This window comes from Microbacterium sp. Bi128, from assembly GCF_918698205.1.
Window position 1 is genome coordinate 1 of record NZ_CAKKMM010001308.1, and the last position, 1,424, is coordinate 1,424.

The 1,424-nt window shown below is 65.7% G+C and carries 2 protein-coding genes; one reads left to right on the plus strand and one right to left on the minus strand.

Annotated elements, in window-relative coordinates:
* Positions 1–1,170 (minus strand): GNAT family N-acetyltransferase (locus LQV45_RS32270; RefSeq protein WP_230011608.1); only part of this gene is annotated, 1,170 nt, incomplete at its 3' end.
* 67 nt (positions 1,171–1,237) lie between these two features.
* On the opposite strand from LQV45_RS32270, the gene LQV45_RS32275 reads away from it, so the two are divergent.
* Positions 1,238–1,424, plus strand: a 187-nt coding sequence (locus LQV45_RS32275; RefSeq protein WP_230011609.1) for a hypothetical protein, incomplete at its 3' end; no start/stop codon positions are given.

The window sequence follows — 1,424 nt, forward strand, 5'->3', positions numbered from 1 at the left end:
GCCGGAGACGTCGGCGCGGTTGCCGGCCGAGAGGAAGGTCGAGATGCCAACCCGGCGCCGGCTGGAGGCCGCGTAGAGCGAGACGCCGATCGCGGCCGACTGGCTGAACAGCCCCAACCCGCCGCGACGGGCCAGGGCCGGTGCCATCGAGGCGTTGAGGGACACGGCCGGGTTGGTGTTGACGATGCCCAGGGACGCCGGGCCGATCACGCGCATGCCGTTTTCTCGAGCCTGCCGCACCAGTTCGCGCTGGCGCGACAGACCGCGTTCGCCGTCGTCCGCGTACCCCGCGGTGGCCACCACGATTCCCTTGACCCCGGCGGCCGCGCATTCCTGGACCACCTTGGGGACCTCGTCGTACGGGACCGCGATGATGGCGAGCGTGACCGGGCCGGGAACCTCGGAGAGCCGGGCGAAGGAAAGCATGCCGGCCAGTTCCAGGGCCTCCGGGTTGATCGCATAGACCGGTCCGCTGAAGCCGCCTTCGATGACGTGCTCGAGCAGCTGGTAGCCCACGGTGCCCCATTTGCGGCTGGCTCCGATTACGGCCACGGACGCCGGAGCGAGCAGTTCCTGGATGCTGCGGGCTTCGGCGCGGTGCTCGCGGGATTCCATCACAGCGCGGGATTTGTCGGTGGGGTCGATGTTGAACTCGAGGCTGACCACGCCGTCGTCGAAGTGGCGTTTGACGTCGTAGCCGGCGTCGGAGAAGACCATGAGCATCTTGCGGTTCTCCGGAAGCACCTCGGCGCTGAACTTGCGGATCCCGTTCTCGCGGGCCGCGGCGGCGAGGTGTTCGAGCAGGATCGAGCCGATGCCGCGGCCCTGGTGGGCGTCGGCGATGTTGAAGGCGACCTCGGCCTCGGCCGGGTCATCGAGCCGGTCGTAATGGCCGATGCCCAGGATTTCGCCGCCGATGGTGATCACCAGGGCCACCCGGTCCTTGTAATCCACCTCGGTGAAGCGCTTGAGTTCCTTGCTGGAAAGCTTGGACTTGAAGGCGAAGAAGCGCATGTAGATGGACTTCTGGGACTGGCCCACGTGGAAGGCCTGGACCGCATCTGCATCGGAGGGGTGGATGGGGCGCACATGCGCCGTGCCGCCGTCGCGCAGGACAACATCGGCTTCCCAATATTCCGGATATACGCCGTCCGCCGGCTGATCCACCATAGGCTTAGCCTAGTCATAAACTTACGCAGTACCCGTTCAGCACCCCTCAGAAGGATCCACCAGCCTTATGGCACGCCGCCAAACCACGCCCCCGGCAGGGGAACCCAGCCACGATTCCGCAGGAAAATTCGTTGAGAACATCGTCGATATCGATGTCACGTCCGAGATGGAAGGCTCATTCCTCGAATACGCCTATTCGGTGATCTATTCGCGGGCCCTTCCCGACGCCCGCGACGGCCTAAAGCCCGTCCAGC